General features: G+C 68.2%; 11 protein-coding genes. 1 reads left to right on the top strand and 10 read right to left on the bottom strand.

The annotated features are described in order from the left end of the window. Positions 1–66: 66 nt before the first annotated feature. The 4 genes from fusA to PKE79_RS14730 form a co-directional block, all read right to left on the bottom strand. On the bottom strand, positions 67–2,181 hold the full coding sequence (fusA, locus tag PKE79_RS14745; protein ID WP_271174466.1) for an elongation factor G: 2,115 nt from the start codon (positions 2,179–2,181) through the stop codon (positions 67–69). A 92-nt stretch (positions 2,182–2,273) separates the two neighbouring features. Further along, complete coding sequence (gene rpsG / locus PKE79_RS14740) at positions 2,274–2,744, bottom strand: 30S ribosomal protein S7 (protein ID WP_271174465.1); 471 nt, start codon at positions 2,742–2,744, stop codon at positions 2,274–2,276. A gap of 5 nt (positions 2,745–2,749) precedes the next feature. After that, positions 2,750–3,118, bottom strand: coding sequence for a 30S ribosomal protein S12 (rpsL, locus tag PKE79_RS14735; RefSeq protein WP_018171438.1), 369 nt, complete (start codon positions 3,116–3,118; stop codon positions 2,750–2,752). Between the two features lie 272 nt (positions 3,119–3,390). Beyond that, complete coding sequence (locus PKE79_RS14730; protein WP_271174464.1) at positions 3,391–5,508, bottom strand: S1 family peptidase; 2,118 nt, start codon at positions 5,506–5,508, stop codon at positions 3,391–3,393. 174 nt (positions 5,509–5,682) lie between these two features. Here PKE79_RS14730 and PKE79_RS14725 point away from each other — a divergent pair, with 174 nt between their 5' ends. Continuing rightward, positions 5,683–6,072 (top strand): META domain-containing protein, encoded by a 390-nt coding sequence (locus PKE79_RS14725; protein ID WP_271174463.1) that lies wholly within the window; start codon positions 5,683–5,685, stop codon positions 6,070–6,072. Between the two features lie 77 nt (positions 6,073–6,149). Here PKE79_RS14725 and PKE79_RS14720 read toward each other — a convergent pair whose 3' ends face one another. The 6 genes from PKE79_RS14720 to rpoB all read right to left on the bottom strand — a co-directional run bounded on the left by PKE79_RS14720 (position 6,150) and on the right by rpoB (position 16,423). Beyond that, a complete protein-coding gene (locus tag PKE79_RS14720; protein ID WP_271174462.1) occupies positions 6,150–6,821 on the bottom strand; it encodes a spermidine/putrescine ABC transporter substrate-binding protein in 672 nt (223 codons plus the stop codon). A gap of 45 nt (positions 6,822–6,866) precedes the next feature. Continuing rightward, the gene (locus tag PKE79_RS14715) at positions 6,867–7,352 is read right to left on the bottom strand and encodes a DUF6121 family protein (RefSeq protein ID WP_271174461.1); all 486 of its coding nucleotides are present in this window, start codon (positions 7,350–7,352) and stop codon (positions 6,867–6,869) included. After that, positions 7,349–8,605 carry an ABC transporter gene (locus tag PKE79_RS14710; protein WP_271174460.1) on the bottom strand — a complete coding sequence of 419 codons (1,257 nt, stop codon included), beginning with the start codon at positions 8,603–8,605 and terminating at the stop codon, positions 7,349–7,351. The genes PKE79_RS14715 and PKE79_RS14710 overlap by 4 nt, the downstream gene beginning before the upstream one ends. Before the next feature lie 95 nt (positions 8,606–8,700). Further along, on the bottom strand, positions 8,701–8,880 hold the full coding sequence (locus PKE79_RS14705) for a hypothetical protein (protein ID WP_271174459.1): 180 nt from the start codon (positions 8,878–8,880) through the stop codon (positions 8,701–8,703). A gap of 130 nt (positions 8,881–9,010) precedes the next feature. Beyond that, positions 9,011–12,886: a DNA-directed RNA polymerase subunit beta' gene (gene rpoC / locus PKE79_RS14700; protein ID WP_271174458.1), complete on the bottom strand. Its 3,876-nt coding sequence runs from the start codon at positions 12,884–12,886 to the stop codon at positions 9,011–9,013. A gap of 42 nt (positions 12,887–12,928) precedes the next feature. Continuing rightward, positions 12,929–16,423, bottom strand: a complete 3,495-nt coding sequence (rpoB, locus tag PKE79_RS14695; protein ID WP_271174457.1) for a DNA-directed RNA polymerase subunit beta — start codon at positions 16,421–16,423, stop codon at positions 12,929–12,931. Positions 16,424–16,437 lie beyond the last annotated feature (14 nt).

Here is a 16,437-nt window from a genome sequence, read left to right as displayed (position 1 = left end):
ATGAAGTTTTGAGGTGCCGGGGCCGGCCACGCAGCCGGCCCCGGCGAGCCATGAGGCTCGGGCGAATTACTCGCCCTTGCCCTTCTGGATGATCTCGTCGGCGACAGCCTTCGGGACCTCGGCGTAGCTGTCGAACTCCATCGAGTAGACAGCGCGGCCCGACGTCTTCGAACGCAGGTCGCCGATGTAGCCGAACATGCTCGAGAGCGGGACGAGGGCCTTGACGACCTTCACACCCTGAGCGTCCTCCATCGACTGGACCTGGCCACGACGCGAGTTCAGGTCGCCGATGACGTCGCCCATGTACTCCTCGGGCGTACGGACCTCGACGGCCATGAGCGGCTCGAGGATGACCGGGTTCGCCTTGCGGACGGCCTCCTTGAAGCCCATCGAACCGGCGATCTTGAACGCCATCTCCGAGGAGTCGACGTCGTGCGATGCGCCGTCCACGAGGGTCGCCTTCACGCCGACCATCGGGTAGCCGGCGAGCACGCCGGTGTTCATCGCGTCCTGGAAGCCCTGGTTCGTCGGCTCGATGTACTCGCGCGGGATGCGACCACCGGTGACCTCGTTGACGAACTCGTAGGTCTTGTCGGCGGTCACCTCGAGCGGCTCCAGCTTGAACTGGATCTTCGCGAACTGACCCGAGCCACCGGTCTGCTTCTTGTGCGTGTAGTCGTGACGCTCGACGACCTTGCGGATCGTCTCGCGGTACGCCACCTGCGGCTTGCCGACGTTGGCCTCGACCTTGAACTCGCGCTTCATGCGGTCCACGAGGATGTCGAGGTGCAGCTCGCCCATGCCCTTGACGACGGTCTGACCGGTCTCGGCGTTGTTCTCGACGCGGAACGTCGGGTCCTCTTCCGCGAGCTTCTGGATCGCGAGACCCAGCTTCTCCTGGTCGGCCTTCGTCTTGGGCTCGATCGCGACCTCGATGACCGGCTCCGGGAACGTCATCGACTCGAGGACGACCTGGTTGTTCGGGTCGCTGAGCGTGTCGCCCGTGGTCGTGTCCTTGAGGCCGATGACCGCGTAGATGTGGCCCGCGGTGACCGACTCGACCGGGTTCTCCTTGTTGGCGTGCATCTGGAAGATCTTCCCGATGCGCTCCTTCTTGCCCTTGGTCGAGTTGACGACCTGCGCACCCGACTCGAGGTGACCCGAGTAGACGCGGATGTAGGTCAGACGGCCGAAGAACGGGTGCGAGACGACCTTGAACGCGAGAGCCGCGAAGGGCTCGTCACGGTCGGCGTGACGCTCGATGATCTTCTCTTCGTCCTTCGGGTCGTGGGCCTCGATGGCCGGCACGTCGAGGGGCGAGGGGAGGTAGTCCACGACCGCGTCGAGCATGGGCTGCACGCCGCGGTTCTTGAACGCCGAGCCGCAGAGGACCGGGTAGACCTCGCTGGCGATCGTCATCTTGCGGATGGCGCCCTTGATCTCGTCGACCGTGAGCTCCTCGCCGCCGAAGTACTTCTCGAGCAGCACGTCGTCGCTCTCGGCGACGGTCTCGAGGAGCTTCTCGCGGTACTCGGCAGCCTTGTCGGCGAGGTCGGCGGGGATCTCGCCGACCTCGTACTTGGCGCCCATGGTCACGTCGCCCTTGGCGTCGCCGGGCCACGTGAGTGCGCGCATGTTGACGAGGTCGACGACGCCGACGAAGTCGTTCTCGGCACCGATGGGAAGCTGCAGCACGAGCGGCTTCGCCTTCAGGCGGTTGATGATCGTGTCGACCGTGAAGTAGAAGTCCGCGCCCAGCTTGTCCATCTTGTTGACGAAGCAGATGCGGGGGACGTTGTACTTGTCGGCCTGACGCCACACCGTCTCGGACTGGGGCTCAACGCCCTCCTTGCCGTCGAACACGGCGACCGCGCCGTCGAGGACGCGGAGCGAGCGCTCCACCTCGACGGTGAAGTCGACGTGACCGGGGGTGTCGATGATGTTGATCTGGTTCTTGTCCCAGAAGCACGTCACAGCGGCGGAGGTGATGGTGATACCACGCTCCTGCTCCTGCTCCATCCAGTCGGTGGTCGCGCCACCGTCGTGGGTCTCGCCGATCTTGTGGTTGACGCCCGTGTAGAACAGGATGCGCTCGGTCGTCGTGGTCTTACCGGCATCGATGTGCGCCATGATGCCGATGTTGCGGACCTTCTTGAGGTCGGTGAGCACGTCTTGTGCCACTTGCGTTCTTCCTTACGTGTGGAGAGGGAATGAAGCAGGAAGCCGGCCCCGGATGCCCCGGGGAGCGATCCGGGACCGGCTCGGGGCGCTTCCTACCAGCGGTAGTGCGCGAAGGCGCGGTTCGACTCGGCCATCTTGTGGGTGTCCTCGCGGCGCTTGACCGCGGCACCGAGGCCGTTCGACGCGTCGAGGATCTCGTTCATGAGACGCTCGGTCATCGTCTTCTCGCGGCGACCCTTCGCGTAGCTCACGAGCCAGCGCAGAGCGAGCGTGTTGGCGCGGTGAGGCTTGACCTCGACCGGAACCTGATACGTCGAGCCGCCGACGCGGCGGCTGCGGACCTCGAGCGTCGGGCGCACGTTGTCGAGCGCCTTCTTCAGCGTGGCGACAGCGTCCTGGCCATTCTTCGCGGCCACACCCTCGAGAGCGGTGTAGACGATGTGCTCGGCGATGGACTTCTTGCCGTCGACGAGGATCTTGTTGACCAGCTGCGTGACGATCGGGGCGCCGTAGACCGGGTCGTTGACGACGGGGCGCTTGGGGGCCGGACCCTTACGAGGCATCTAACTCAACCCTTCTTCGCGCCGTAGCGGCTGCGCGCCTGCTTACGGTTCTTGACGGCCTGGGTGTCGAGCGCACCGCGGACGATCTTGTAGCGCACACCGGGGAGGTCCTTCACACGACCACCGCGGACGAGCACGAGCGAGTGCTCCTGAAGGTTGTGACCCTCACCGGGGATGTAGGCGGTGACCTCGGTGCCGTTGCGCAGCTTGACACGGGCGACCTTGCGCATCGCCGAGTTCGGCTTCTTGGGCGTGGTCGTGTAGACGCGGGTGCAGACACCCGCCTGCTGCGGGTTCGCCTTCAGCGCCGGAGCCTTGGTCTTCGAGACCTTCGGCGAACGGCCCTTGCGAACCAACTGCTGAATAGTTGGCACGTTTCTCCTTGTTCGTTGCTGCACGGTGACAGCGCGTGATGTTTCACGAAAACCCACCCCCACGCCGAAAGAGCGAGAGACTTCTGGTGGATATGCCGTGGGGGTGACCTGTTCGCAGGCCCATCCCGATCGTGGGCACGCACGCAGACGCGTGTACGCACACCCGTCCCATGATACGGGTCGCGCGACACGCGGTCAAACGGCGATCCGCACGCACGAAGAAGGGGCGCCCCGTACGGGACGCCCCTTCTGCGCTATGCGCTAACTCGTGCTCAGCGCTCCGAGTTCAGCTGACGCCGACGCGCGATGAGGAGGACACCGCCGGCGACGACCGCGAGGCCGAGGCTCATGGCGATCGGGGCCGTGGCGTTGAACTCCGCGCCCGTGGGAGCGAGCTTGCCGTCCTTCTCCTGCTCGGGCTTCTGGGGCTGCTGCGGGTCCTGGGGAGCCGGGGTCGGGCTCTCCTCGCCCTGCGGCTGCTCAGGCTGCTGCGGCTCCTGCGGAGCGGCCGTCACCGTGATGGTGATCACGGCGTCGGTGCTGGCCACGCCGTCGACGATCTGGCGAGCAGCGAGCTTGTGCTCGCCGACCGGCAGCTGCTCGATCTTGATCGACCACACGTTGGCGTCGACCGTGCCCGTGCCGACGACCTTGTCGCCCACGCGGAGCTCGACCGTGGCGCCGTTCGTGCCGGTGCCGGTGATCGTCGTCGGAACCTGGCCCTCCACGTACGAGCCGCCGTCGACCGGGTTGATGAACTCCGGCGCCGCGGGAGCAGCCGCGCCGACCGTGAAGGTCACCGTGGTGCGGTCCGAGGTCTTGCCGTTGATCGTCTGCTGCGCGCTGACGGTGTACTCGCGGCGGTCGGCGAGGTCGACGCTGTGCGACCAGTTGCCGTCGGCGTCCGACGTGACCTTGGCGTTGACGTCACCCGAGAGCGTGACCTCGGTGTTCGGCGCCGCGTTGCCCGTGATCTTCGTCACCGGGTCGGTGTAGGTCTTGCCGTTCTCGGGCGAGGTGATGCCGGGAGCGGTCGGGAAGACCTGCACGTCGATCGACGTGACGTCGGACGTGTTGAAGCCGCTCGTCGAGCGGGCGTAGATCGTGTAGTCGCCGGGGGTCGCGGGGCCGGTGAGCGTCCACTTGCCCTCGCCGTCGGCCTTCGTCTTCGCGCTGTTCTTCCAGGACGCCTTCGCGCCCTGCTTCACGAACGCGTACTCGACCTCGGCGTTCGCGCCGGCCGTGCCCGAGAGCTCGGCGTTCCACGAGACGTTCGCGCCGTCCTTGACCGAGGTGACCTTCGCCTCGGGCAGGTCGAGCTTGACCGTGTAGCCGGCCGCGGCCTCGAGGCCCGTCTTGAGGTCGGCGCCCCACATGTGCGGCTCGCCGTTGAACTCGAACGTGGCCGTCACGACGCCCACGGCGGTGCTGCCCTGGAGGATGGTGCCACCCGAGTCGCCGGGGATGACCTCGGTCGCGGCCGAGAAGCCCTTGACCAGGCGCCCGTCGACCTCGATGTAGCCCTCGTAGTCGACGTAGGGGTTGATCTGGTCGGTGTCGACGACGCCCGACGAGTAGCCCGTCGTGCGGCCCGAGCGCTGAACCGTCTCGCCCACCTCGGCCGTGCCGACGCCCGTGATGTTCGACGCGAGCGACGCGGACAGGTCGTTCGTGTTCTTCCAGTCCGTCATCGCGGCGATGAGGTCGAGGTCGGCGTTCGTGACGTCGATCGCGGCGATGTCGGTCGCGTTGCCGGGCTCACCGGCGGTGTTGCCCGAGCCGCCGAACTGGTTGAAGCCGACCTGGCCGACCTCGTGCGTCGGCGTGACCGTCGAGAGGTCCTCCGCGCCGCCACCGGCCGTGTCGCCCTTGGGGTCGGTGAGGTACACGTTGTTGTAGGCGCCATCGCCCGTGCAGTGGCCGGCGGTGAGCACGGCGGGCTTGCCGTCGGGCGTCCACGCGGGGAAGCCGACCGAGCAGACGCCGCCGCTGCCGGAGTTGTCGAACAGGCCGATGCCGTAGCCGCCGACGACGTCGGTCGCGGCGGTCGGCTTGGCGAGCTCGTCCTCGGTGACCGGGACGATCTTCACGTTCTCGTACGCGCCGGCGATCTCCGCAGCCGCGGCGGACGCGTCGATCTTGGCCGAGGCGGAGCCCGCGGTCTCCTCGAGGCGCTGCACGACGACATTGCCCGCGCCGTCATGGAGGACGCCCGTGACGGCCTCGTCCTTGAACAGGTCGAGCGCGAGCGCTTCGAAGGCCTCTCCCTCGGTCGGCGCGACCGCGCCCTCGGCGGCGGTCGCCGACGTCGCGGCGACACCGCCGAACGCCAGCGCCGATGCGACGCCCAGCGCTCCCAGACGCGCGACGCGCGTAATTGAAGACTTCAAACCCAGTCCCCCAGATCTCGTTTGTGCGAACTTCTCGGAACAGGGGTCCAGGCCTGGTTCGGCCCACAGCCCCCGGAAGCTTGGGTCTCTCGGGAGAGACACAGCGAACCCAGAGTATCCGCACACCTACTATGAAACGCAAGTCCACATTCGCCGACATGAACGGGGGACGACATGGTCAGGAAGCGGATCACGGCCGCAGCGGCGATGATGCTCGCGGGATTCGCGCTCGCCGGCTGCGCGTCGAACGCGACCAGCGGAGAAGGGGTGGAAGACGTGAACTCGGTTGTCGGAACCTGGCAGAGCAGCGAGGAGAACGAGCCGTACCTGACCTTCTCGGAGGACGGGAAATTCCAGGGAAACGACGGGTGCAACGGCATCGGCGGCCGCTACGAGCAGGACGGCGACACCGTCACCGTGACGTTCGCGGCGAGCACGCTGAAGGGCTGCCCCGGGGTCGACACGTGGCTCTCGAAGGTCAAGACGATCACGGTCGGAGAGACCACTCTCGAGGTCTTCGACAAGACCGGCGAGCCGCTCGGATCGCTCGCTCGCGAGAGCTGATTCGACGATTTCGATGGGCACAACTGCCCATCGGAATGGACACATCCCCGTCTCCTCGGAGGCGGGGATGTCGCGTTTCAGGCGGTCTTGCCCGGCCCGGGGAGGAAGTCGTCGGGGCCGAACGGCGTGTCGAGGGAGCGCGTCAGCTCGGCCAGCATGGCCTCGACCTGAGGCTCGACGAACTCCACGATCGCGGCCTGGATCCGCAGTCGGTGCCCCAGGAGCAGCGAGCAGATCTCCCGCCCGACGAGGTTCGCATACTCGTCAGCCAGGCCGACCTCGCGGCGGAGAGCCTCCTTGGCCTCGTCGGAGAGCGGCGGCAGGCTCGGCACCTCGGCGTCTGCCTCGCTCGCGAGCCCCTCGATCGTGAAGAGGAACGGGGCGCCCGGCACGGGATCCGGGTCGAGCGGCAGCCCCTCGTACTCGGGGGCGAGGTCCTCCCCCGGACGATACGAGCGCGCCTGATTCCGCGCCGCCTGCTGGTCGAGCTCGAGCTGGAGAAGCGGCAGGTTCCGGGCGGTGTACTCGGCGACCGCGAGGTCGACGATCTTCTTCATGCGGGTCGAGAGGCCGTGCTGGACGCCGTGCGGGACATCCGATCCGACCCCCGCGGCGGAGAGCACGGGCGAGCCGAAGCAGCGGCGGCAGGGCGCGGATCGACCGCGGTGCGTCGCCGGCTGCCAGCGCGGCAGCCAGCGGAGCCAGGCATCCACCGCCTGCGCCACCTGCGAGTCGAGCGCGCGCTCCATGATCACAGGGTATGACGCCCGGGCTCTCGCGGTGCGGACTCTCGGCTACTCGTCGTCATCGTGGCGCTCCCACGGCCAGAGGGGGCGCCGCGCGCGCGTGCGCCGCACGGCGATCGCGCCCCAGGCCGCGACCGCCGCGGCGCCCGCGATGACCGGCACCGGCCATCCGATCGTCACGTCGGCGACCGCGGCCGTCGCCGACGCGATGCCCGCGCCGAACGCGAGCGCGAGCAGCCAGAGCGCCGCACCGTAAGCCGCGGCGGACGCGAACAGCACCCCGATCACGCGGACGAAGCTCGGATGAGGGATGCGCAGCGCGGGCCACAGCGCGAGGCCGAACACCGCGATGCTCACGACGACCGCGAGAGCGGCCGGGACGATCCCGATGCCCGGGGTCTCGATGACATCGCTGCCCGTGAGGAGGCTGCCGAAGCCGAGCCCGCAGACGACGAGCGCGCCGTCGGCAGCGACAGCGAAGGCGAGGAGCGTCCCTGCGGGAAGCCCCTCGCCTTCGCGAAGAGGTGCGGTCACTGCGAGAGCTGCGGACCTGCCTCGAGCGTGCGCTCGTACTCGGCCTGAGCCTCGGCGTTCTGCGCCGTGACCTTGGCGCCGCGGCGGGCGGCCCAGGCTCCGAACCAGATCGTGATCTCGCGGCCGAGGATGAACGCGACGATCGCGACCGGCGACAGCAGGCTCTCGGCGACGAGCTCCAACCCCTGCGACGGCGTGAGCATCCAGAACGGCGCCTGGAACAGCTGGCCGAGGAGGTGCCCGCCGTAGGAGATCACGCCCACGAGGAGGCCGAAGATGACCCACTTGCCCCAGCGGGCGCGGTTCACGAGGGCGCCGAGCAGCCAGAAGCCGAGCCAGAACACGACCACGGGAACCCAGAACTCGAAGCTCGTGAGAAGCGCGACGGCGGGCTCGGCGATGGTCGCGAGCTCGGCCTCGCCGGCGAGCAGGCGCCAGCCGAGGGTCGCGGCGAAGTAGAGGATGGCGAAGACGATCGCGGCGACGAGGCCGATGAGGCCGGCCGCGCCGCGGTTGCCGCGGACCTTCGGCGGCTCGGGCGCCTGCACGAAGATCGGCTGGGGTGCGACCGGGGCAGCCGTCGTCTGCGGCTCGACCACGGGCTCGGATGCGGTGACCGCCGGCTCCGAGGCCGAGAACGTCTCGGTCTTGGCCGGCTCGAACCACGGGTCGTTCCGCTTGTCCTGCGCGTCGGCGGCACCCGCGGCTGCGACGCCCGCGGCCGTGGGCCCTGCGGCGCCCGGCGCGGAGAAGGAGTCGCTCGCGTCCGCGTTGCGGCGCTCGAACTCCTCGAGCTCGGCGGCCAGGGCCGCGTAGTCGGGCTCGCCGTCGTGGTCGTTGTCGACCGGCGGGACGTGCGTGGACGCGGCTGCATCGGCGGGAGTGTCCGCGACGGGCGCATCGGCGGCCGTGGCGTCGTCCTCGGGAGCGGCCGGCACGTGGGGCTCGTCCGAGGACGCCGCCGGGATGGCCGCGTCGGCAGGCCCTGCCTCGGAGTCGTCCGCCGGGGCCTCGCTCGACGCGGGCGCAGCGGGGGCGGGCTCCGCGGACTCCGTGAAGGTGCCCGCGACGCGCCCGTCGGAGTTCGCGACCTCAGCGCTCTCCGCGCCCTGGCCATCCGCGGGCGACCACGCCTCGGCGGCGCGGGCGTCGTCGTTCTCGGGCACGGCGGTCTCGGGCGCGTCGGCGGGTGCCGACTCCTCGATGGGATCGCCGTTGCGCGGTCCGCCGTTCGAACCCTGGGCGTCGCTCATCAGAAGCACTCCTCACGACGGGGACTCTCCCCTGCCCGCGAGAATACCTACGCGGCGCGGCGTGTCGCCGGAGCCTCGCCGCGGAATGTCGGGCTCTACGGGCGTGTCGGCGTGATCGAGCGGAGCCAGTCGAAGAAGAAGTCGACCGCCGCGACGACCCAGTCGCCGACGATGTGCAGCGACGGGAACGCGACCCACAGGATCGCGCCGATGATCCCCACGATGAGCAGCCCCGCGATCCACGTGGCTGCGAGATTGCGTCCCCCGATCGCCATGGCACCAGGGTAGAGCCCGCACCCGGCGCCCGCGCGCGACACGCGTCCGCTGGGAGTGCCATCCGGCCCCGGACGACGAAGGAGGCCCCGGGGCGAACCCCGGGGCCTCCTGGCGTGCTTCACAGCCGGATCAGTTGTACGTCCCGGGCGTGAAGTCGTCGGTCGAGAACGCGTCGAAGTCGACGAACGAGTAGTCGCCCTCGGCGTAGGCGCCGTCCGACGCGAAGATGCGGTTGGGGTACCGCTCGCTCTTCGCCTCCTCCGTCGCCTCGACCACGACATCGCGGTACTTCGACAGGCCCGTCCCCGCGGGGATGAGCTTTCCGATGATGACGTTCTCCTTGAGACCGATCAGCGGGTCGCGCTTGCCCTGCATGGCGGCCTCGGTGAGCACGCGCGTCGTCTCCTGGAACGACGCGGCCGACAGCCACGACTCCGTCGCGAGCGACGCCTTCGTGATACCCATCAGCTCGGGACGACCCGACGCGGGGCGCTTGCCCTCGGCGATCGCCGCGCGGTTGATGTCCTGGTAGCGGCGCATGTCGACCATCTCACCCGGCAGCAGGTCGGTCTCGCCGTGGTCGACCACGGTGACCTTCCGCAGCATCTGGCGCACGATGACCTCGATGTGCTTGTCGTGGATCGGCACACCCTGCGAGCGGTACACGCCCTGCACGCCGCCGACGAGGTACTTCTGCACCTCGCGGGCGCCCTGCACGCGCATGATCTCCTTCGGGTCGAGCGTGCCGACCTGAAGCGGGTCGCCGACCTTGACGTGCTGGCCGTCCTCGACGAGAAGCGTCGCGCGCTTCAGCACCGGGTAGACGTGCGGCTCGTCGCCGTTGTCGGGCGTGAGGATGACCTTCTTCTGCTTCTCGGTCTCCTCGATCGTGATGCGGCCATCCGCCTCCGCGATGGGCGATGCGCCCTTCGGGGTGCGGGCCTCGAACAGCTCCTGCACGCGGGGAAGACCCTGCGTGATGTCGTCTGCCGACGCCGATCCACCGGTGTGGAACGTGCGCATCGTGAGCTGCGTGCCGGGCTCGCCGATCGACTGGGCCGCGATGATGCCGACGGCCTCGCCGATGTCGACCAGGTTGCCGGTCGCGAGCGAGCGGCCGTAGCAGCGGGCGCAGACGCCGACCGCCGAGTCGCACGTGAGCACCGAGCGCACCTTGATGGAGGTGACGCCCGACTCCACGAGCTGGTCGATCAGCACGTCGCCGACGTCCTGGCCGGCCTGCGCGAGGACGGTGCCGTCCTCCCCGACCACGTCGACCGCGAGGCTGCGGGCGAACACCGAGTTCTCGACGTTCGCGTCGCGCACGAGCACGCCCGACGCGTCGGCCGCGGCGATCGGGTACTCGAGGCCCTTCGACGTGCCGCAGTCCTCCTCGCGGATGATGACATCCTGCGAGACGTCGACGAGACGACGCGTGAGGTAGCCCGAGTCGGCCGTACGGAGAGCCGTGTCGGCGAGACCCTTGCGCGCACCGTGCGTGGCGATGAAGTACTCCGCCACCGACAGGCCCTCGCGGTACGAGGAGATGATCGGGCGGGGGATGATCTCGCCCTTCGGGTTGTTCACCAGACCGCGGATACCCGCGATGTTCCGGATCTGCAGCCAGTTACCACGGGCGCCCGACGACACCATGCGGTTGATGGTGTTGTCGGCCGGGAAGTTGGCGCGCATCTCCTTCTGGATCTCGTCCGTCGCCTCGGTCCAGATGCGGACCAGCTCGGTGCGGCGCTCCTCGTCGGTCGTGAGGCCCTTCTCGTACTGAGCGGTGACCTTCGCGGCCTGCTGCTCGTAGCGCGCGACGATCTCGGCCTTGTTCGGCGGCGTGAGCACGTCGCTGAGCGCGACCGTGACACCCGAGCGCGTGGCCCAGTAGAAGCCCGCGTCCTTGATCTTGTCGAGCGTCTCCGCCACGACGACCTTCGGGTACTCCTCGGCCAGCTTGTTCACGATCTGCGAGAGCTTGCCCTTGTCGGCCTGCTCGCGCACGAAGGGGTAGCCCTTCGGCAGCTGGTCGTTGAAGATCGCCTGGCCGAGCGAGGTGTCGACGAGGCCGTGCTTGTCGTAGCCCTCCGGAGCCTGGCCCTCGAGGAACTCGAGACCCGGGATGCGGATGCGGACCTTCGCCTGGAGGTCGAGCGTGCCCTCCTCCTTGGCGAGCTGCGCCTCCCACACCGAGCCGAACACGCGGCCCTCGCCGGTCGCGCCGTCCTTGAGCGTGGTCAGGTGGTGCAGGCCGATGATCATGTCCTGCGAGGGCAGGGTCACCGGACGGCCGTCCGACGGCTTCAGGATGTTGTTCGACGCGAGCATGAGGATGCGCGCCTCGGCCTGGGCCTCGACCGACAGCGGAAGGTGCACGGCCATCTGGTCGCCGTCGAAGTCGGCGTTGAACGCCGCGCAGACGAGCGGGTGCAGCTGGATGGCCTTGCCCTCGACGAGCTGCGGCTCGAACGCCTGGATGCCCAGACGGTGCAGCGTGGGGGCGCGGTTCAGGAGAACCGGGCGCTCGCGGATGATCTCCTCGAGCACATCCCACACCTCGGGACGCGTGCGCTCGACCGCGCGCTTGGCGGCCTTGATGTTCTGCGAGTGACCGAGGTCGATCAGGCGCTTGATGACGAACGGCTTGAACAGCTCGAGCGCCATCTGCTTGGGCAGACCGCACTGGTGCAGCTTGAGCTGCGGGCCGACGACGATGACCGAACGGCCCGAGTAGTCGACGCGCTTTCCGAGCAGGTTCTGGCGGAAGCGGCCCTGCTTGCCCTTGAGCATGTCGCTCAGGGACTTCAGGGCGCGGTTGCCGGTGCCGGTGACGGGGCGACCGCGGCGGCCGTTGTCGAACAGCGCGTCGACGGCCTCTTGCAGCATGCGCTTCTCGTTGTTCACGATGATCTCGGGAGCCCCGAGGTCGAGAAGGCGGCGCAGACGGTTGTTGCGGTTGATCACACGACGGTAGAGGTCGTTCAGGTCGCTCGTGGCGAAGCGGCCGCCGTCGAGCTGGACCATCGGGCGCAGCTCCGGCGGGATGACCGGGACGACGTCGAGCACCATCGCGGCCGGCGTCATGCCGGTCGAGATGAACGAGTTGACGACCTTGAGGCGCTTGATCGCACGGATCTTGCGCTGGCCCTTGCCCTCGGCGATCTGGTTGCGCAGCGACTCGGCCTCGGCCTCCAGGTCGAACTCCGCGAGGCGACGCTGGATCGCCTCGGCACCCATGTGCGCCTCGAAGTACTGGCCGAAGCGGTCCTGGAGCTCCTGGAAGACGTCGTCCTCCGCCTTGAGCTCGCCGACCTTGAGGGAGCGGAACTCCTCCCACATCCGCTCGAGCTTGGCGATGGACTCGTCCGCGCGCTTGCGGATGGTCGCCATCTCCTTCTCGGCGGCGTCGCGGACCTTCTTCTTCTGGTCTGCCTTGGCGTCCTCGGCCTCGAGAGCCGCGAGCTCCTCCTCCAGCTTCTGGAGGCGAGCCGCGATGCGCGAGTCACGACGGTCGTTCAGGTTCTTGATCTCGAGACGCAGGTTGTTCTCGTGAGTCGGCATGTCGCGGTGACGCGCCTCCTCGTCGACCGAGATGACCATGTAGGCGGCGAAGTAGATGACCTTCTCGAGGTCCTTCGGCGCCATGTCGAGCAGGTACCCGAGGCGCGACGGAACGCCCTTGAAGTACCAGATGTGCGTCACGGGCGCGGCGAGCTCGATGTGGCCCATGCGCTCACGGCGGACGGAGCTCTTGGTGACCTCCACGCCGCAGCGCTCGCAGACGATGCCCTTGAAGCGGACGCGCTTGTACTTGCCGCAGGCGCACTCCCAGTCGCGGCTGGGACCGAAGATCTGCTCGCCGAAGAGGCCGTCCTTCTCCGGCTTCAGCGTGCGGTAGTTGATGGTCTCGGGCTTCTTGACCTCGCCGAAGGACCAGCGACGGATGTCGTCGGCGGTGGCCAGGCCGATGCGAAGCTCATCGAAAGTTGTTGCGTCGAGCACTAGTTCTCCTGTATTCGGAAATCTCTAAATCGGCTGGCCGGATCAGATCTCGTCGATCGAGGCGGACTCGAATCGGCTGGAGATGTTGATGCCGAGCTCCTCCGCAGCGCGGAAGGCCTCGTCGTCGGTGTCGCGGAGGTTGACCGCCGTGCCGTCGGACGAGAGGACCTCGACGTTCAGGCAGAGCGACTGCATCTCCTTCATGAGCACCTTGAAGGACTCGGGGATGCCGGGCTCGGGGATGTTCTCGCCCTTGACGATGGCCTCGTACACCTTGACGCGGCCGAGGATGTCGTCGGACTTGACCGTGAGGAGCTCCTGCAGCGCGTACGCGGCGCCGTAGGCCTCGAGGGCCCACACCTCCATCTCGCCGAAGCGCTGACCGCCGAACTGCGCCTTACCACCGAGCGGCTGCTGGGTGATCATCGAGTACGGGCCCGTCGAGCGCGCGTGGATCTTGTCGTCGACGAGGTGGTGCAGCTTCAGGATGTACATGTAGCCGACCGAGATCGGAGCCGGGTAGGGCTCGCCGGTGCGGCCGTCGAAGAGCTGCGCCTTGCCCGAGCGGTCGATGAGGCGGTCGCCGTCGCGCGTCGGGAGCGTCGAGTCGAGCAGACCCGCGATCTCCGACTCGTAGGCGCCGTCGAACACGGGGGTCGCGACCTTCGTGCCGGGGTCGACCTCGCGGGCGTCCTCGGGGATGTGCACGGCCCACTCGGGCTCGCCCTCGATCTTCCAGCCCTGCTTGGCGATCCAGCCGAGGTGCGTCTCGAGGACCTGGCCGAAGTTCATTCGACCGGGGATGCCCATCGGGTTCAGCACGACGTCGAGCGGCGTGCCGTCCGCGAGGAACGGCATGTCCTCGACGGGGAGGATCTTCGCGATGACGCCCTTGTTGCCGTGACGGCCGGCGAGCTTGTCACCCTCGGTGATCTTGCGCTTCTGGGCGATGTAGACCACGACGCGGCGGTTGACGCCCGAGCCGAGCTCGTCGTCGCCCTCCTCGGCGTTGAACTCCTTGACCGCGATGATCGTGCCCTGCTCACCGTGCGGCACCTTGAGCGACGTGTCGCGGACCTCGCGGCTCTTCTCGTTGAAGATCGCGCGGAGCAGGCGCTCCTCGGCCGAGAGCTCGGTCTCGCCCTTGGGCGTGACCTTGCCGACGAGGATGTCGCCGGGGCGGACCTCGGCGCCGATGCGGATGATGCCGCGCTCGTCGAGGTCCTTCAGGAGCTCGGGGCTCACGTTGGGGAGGTCGCGGGTGATCTCCTCCTTGCCGAGCTTCGTGTCGCGGGCGTCGACCTCGTACTCCTCGATGTGGATCGAGGTGAGGGTGTCATCCTTCACGAGGTTCTGGCTGAGGATAATGGCGTCCTCGAAGTTGTGGCCCTCCCACGACATGAACCCGACGAGCAGGTTCTTGCCGAGTGCGAGCTCGCCGTTCTCCGTCGCCGGGCCATCCGCGATGACCTCGCCGACCTCGACGCGCTCGCCCGCGGTCACGATCGCACGCTGGTTGTAGCAGTTGCCCTGGTTCGAGCGGTCGAACTTGCGCAGGAAGTAGTCGCGGCGGCCGCCCTCATCGAGCTGCACCGAGACGTAGTCGCTCGTGACGTCGGTGACGACGCCCGCCTTGTCGGCGATGATCGAGTCGCCCGCGTCGATGGCCGCGTAGCGCTCCATGCCCGTGCCGACCAGCGGCGACTCGGCGACGAGGAGCGGAACGGCCTGACGCTGCATGTTGGCGCCCATGAGCGCGCGGTTCGCGTCGTCGTGCTCGAGGAACGGGATGAGCGAGGTTCCGACCGACACCATCTGGCGCGGCGAGACGTCCATGTACGACACCTCGTCGGCGGGCACGAGGTCGACCTCGTTGCCGCGCTGACGCGCGAGCACGCGCTCGTCGGCGAACGTGCCGTCCTCGTTGAGGACCGCGTTGGCCTGGGCGACGTTGAAGCGCGTCTCCTCGGCGGCGGTGAGGTAGTCGATCTCGTTCGTCACGCGGCCGTCGACGACGCGGCGGTACGGCGTCTCGATGAAGCCGAACGCGTTGATGCGCGCGAACGACGCGAGCGAGCCGATGAGGCCGATGTTCGGGCCTTCCGGCGTCTCGATCGGGCACATGCGGCCGTAGTGCGACGGGTGGACGTCACGGACCTCGACGCCCGCGCGGTCGCGCGAGAGACCGCCGGGGCCCAGCGCCGACAGGCGGCGCTTGTGGGTCAGACCCGCGAGCGGGTTGTTCTGGTCCATGAACTGCGACAGCTGCGACGTTCCGAAGAACTCCTTGATCGCGGCGACGACGGGGCGCACGTTGATCAGGGTCTGCGGCGTGATCGCCTCGATGTCCTGCGTGGTCATGCGCTCGCGGACGACGCGCTCCATGCGCGACAGACCGGTGCGGACCTGGTTCTGGATGAGCTCGCCCACCGCGCGGATGCGACGGTTGCCGAAGTTGTCGATGTCGTCGACCTCGATGCGGAGGTCGACGACCTCGCCGCCCTTGCGGACGCCCTCGAAGGTCTCGTCGCCGCGGTGCAGGCGGACGAGGTACTTGATCGTCGCGACGATGTCCTCGACCGTGAGCACCGAGTCGGTGAGCGGCTTGTCGAGGCCGAGCTTCTGGTTCAGCTTGTAGCGGCCGACCTTGGCGAGGTCGTAGCGCTTCGGGTTGAAGTAGAAGTTGTCGAGCAGCGAGCGCGCGGCCTCGGCGGCGACCTGCTCACCCGGACGCAGCTTGCGGTAGATGTCGCGGAGCGCCTCCTCCTGCGTGAGGATCGTGTCCTTTGCGAGGGTCTCCTCGATCGAGGAGATGCCGGCGAACTCGGCGAGGATGTCGTCGCTCGAGAGGCCGAGGGCCTTGAGGAACACCGTGACCGACTGCTTGCGCTTGCGGTCGATGCGGACGCCGACCTGGTCGCGCTTGTCGATCTCGAACTCGAGCCAGGCGCCGCGGCTGGGGATGACGCGCGCCGACACGATGTCCTTGTCGGACGTCTTGTCGGGGGTCTTGTCGAAGTAGACGCCGGGCGAGCGGACGAGCTGCGACACGACGACACGCTCGGTGCCGTTGATGATGAACGTGCCCTTGTCGGTCTGCAGCGGGAAGTCGCCCATGAAGACCGTCTGAGTCTTGATCTCACCGGTCTGGTGGTTCATGAACTCGGCCTCGACGTAGAGCGGGGCCGCGTAGGTCTTGCCGCGGTCCTTGCACTCCTCGATCGTGTACTTCTCGGGCTCGAGGTAGGGGTTGGTGAACGAGAGCTGCATCGTCTCGCTCAGGTCCTCGATGGGCGAGATCTCCTCGAAGATCTCGTCGAGACCGCTCCGCTCGGGCACGTCGGTGCGTCCGGCGGCCTTCGCCTCGGCGACGCGGGCCTTCCAGGCCTCGTTGCCGACCAGCCAGTCGAACGACTCGGTCTGCAGCGCCAGCAGGTCGGGGACCGTGAGCGTGTCGGAGATCTTGGCGAACGAGAGGCGGGATGCTCCGCGTCCGTTCTTCGGGGTGGTGGTGGATGCGTTGCGCGCAGCAGCCAAGGGGAAAACCTCCA

The organism is Microbacterium barkeri, from assembly GCF_027921765.1.
Lineage (GTDB): Bacteria > Actinomycetota > Actinomycetes > Actinomycetales > Microbacteriaceae > Microbacterium > Microbacterium barkeri.
The sequence above is the reverse complement of the archived record's forward strand: the minus strand, read 5'-3'. Positions and strand labels throughout refer to the sequence as shown.